The sequence below is a fragment of the Roseateles sp. P5_E1 genome (assembly GCF_054049335.1).
In genome coordinates this window covers 1-1926 of sequence record NZ_JBFUMN010000121.1, presented here as the reverse complement: position 1 = coordinate 1926, position 1926 = coordinate 1, and the positions used below count along the sequence as shown (strand labels likewise).

Annotated in this window: 3 protein-coding genes; all 3 read left to right on the top strand. The window is 65.3% G+C overall.

Annotation, left to right across the window (positions count from 1 at the left end):
• The coding region (locus ACXJKJ_RS30035; RefSeq protein WP_457394982.1) for a phosphate ABC transporter ATP-binding protein at positions 1-478 on the top strand (478 nt) is incomplete at its 5' end.
• 14 nt (positions 479-492) lie between these two features.
• On the top strand, positions 493-1200 hold the full coding sequence (phoU, locus tag ACXJKJ_RS30030) for a phosphate signaling complex protein PhoU (RefSeq protein WP_056195475.1): 708 nt from the start codon (positions 493-495) through the stop codon (positions 1198-1200).
• A 2-nt stretch (positions 1201-1202) separates the two neighbouring features.
• Positions 1203-1904, top strand: a complete 702-nt coding sequence (gene phoB, locus ACXJKJ_RS30025; protein WP_457394979.1) for a phosphate regulon transcriptional regulator PhoB — start codon at positions 1203-1205, stop codon at positions 1902-1904.
• Positions 1905-1926: the final 22 nt, after the last annotated feature.

Here is a 1926-nt window from a genome sequence, read left to right as displayed (position 1 = left end):
GCCCACGCCCTTCCCGATGTCCATCTACGACAACATCGCCTTCGGCGTGAAGCTGTTCGAGACGCTGCCGCGCGTGGAGATGGACGAGCGCGTGGAGTGGGCGCTGAAGAAGGCCGCCCTCTGGGGAGAGGTGAAGGACAAGCTCAACCAGAGCGGCTCGGGCTTGTCCGGCGGCCAGCAACAACGCCTGTGCATCGCACGCGGCATTGCCATCAAGCCCGAGGTGCTGCTGCTCGACGAGCCSWSCTCGGCGCTGGACCCGATCTCCACCGGCAAGATCGAGGAGCTCATCCACGAGCTCAAGGCCGACTACACGGTGGCTATCGTGACCCACAACATGCAGCAAGCCGCGCGCTGCTCTGACTACACGGCCTATATGTACCTGGGCGACCTGATCGAATTCGGACCGACCGCTGAGCTCTTCATGAAGCCCAAGCGCAAGGACACCGAGGACTACATCACCGGCCGCTTCGGCTGATCAAGGAGGACGGTATGGTGGACAAACATCTCTCGACCCAGTTCGATGCCGAGCTCAGCGGCATCTCGACCCGCGTGCTCGAAATGGGCGGCCTCGTGGAGGCCCAGGTGGCCCAGGCCGTGCAGGCGCTGGTGGACTTCAGCGCCGCATCGGCCGATGAAGTGCTGACCAAGGAAAGCCGCGTCAACACGATGGAAATCGAGATCGACCGCGATCTCTCGACCATCATCGCGCGCCGCCAGCCGACGGCCCGCGACCTGCGCCTGCTGATCGCCATCAGCAAGAGCATTGCCAACCTCGAGCGCGTCGGCGACGAGGCGGCGCGCATCGCCCGCACCGTGCAGCGCCTGGTGGCCAGCGGCGTGTCGAGCCGCATGCGCTTGCCGATGTCCGACCTGAGCTTCGAAGCCGAGCTCGCCACGACGCAGCTGCGCAAGTCGCTCGACGCCTTTGCGCGCCTGGACGTGGAGCGGGCGCTGGACGTGCTCAAGCACGACGACGAGATCGACAAGGAGTTCGACGGCCTGCTGCGCAAGCTCATCACCTACATGATGGAAGACCCGCGCACCATCTCCTCGTCCATCGACCTTGTCTTCGTCGCCAAGGCGATCGAGCGCGTCGGTGACCATGCCAAGAACCTGGCCGAGGTCGTCATCTACGTCGTCAAGGGCCAGGACGTGCGACACAACTCGCCCGAGGCGGTTGAAACGATGGTGCGCTGATCATGAGCCGAGTCCTTGTTGTTGAAGACGAATCGGCGATTGCTGAGCTGATTTCCATCAACCTGCGCCATGCCGGTTTCGAGGTGACGATCGCCGGCAGTGCCACGCAGGCTCAGTACGAAGTGGACCGCGTGCTGCCCGATCTGGTGGTGCTGGACTGGATGCTGCCCGGCCAGAGCGGCGTGGCCCTGGCTCGCCAGTGGCGCGGCRTGGCCCGCACCAAGGAGCTGCCCGTCATCATGCTGACGGCGCGCGCCGAGGAGGGCGACAAGATCGCCGGCCTCGACGCGGGTGCCGACGACTACATCACCAAGCCCTTCTCAACGAATGAGCTGCTGGCGCGCATCCGTGCAGTGCTGCGCCGCAAGGCGCCCGAGGCGCTGGACAGCGCGGTCGAGGTTGGCCCGCTGCTGCTGGACCCGGGCACGCGCCGCGTCAGCCGTGAGGGCAATGAGGTCAAGCTCGGCCCCACCGAATTCCGCCTGCTGCACTTCCTGATGACCCATCCGGAACGTGTGCACAGCCGCTCGCAGCTGCTGGACCGCGTCTGGGGCGACCATGTCTTCATCGAGGAACGCACCATCGACGTCCACGTCAAGCGCCTGCGCGAAGCATTGGAGCGCGTGCAATGCRCGCGCATGATCGAGACCGTCCGCGGTGCCGGTTACCGACTGACCCAACAGAGCAGCGCGCTGTCAGCATGAGCCCCTCGTCCAAGGCATACCT

Coding starts and splice junctions, on each gene's coding strand:
- phoU (WP_056195475.1), top strand. CDS start 493: ATGGTGGACAAACATCTCTCGACCCAGTTCGATGCCGAGCTCAGCGGC.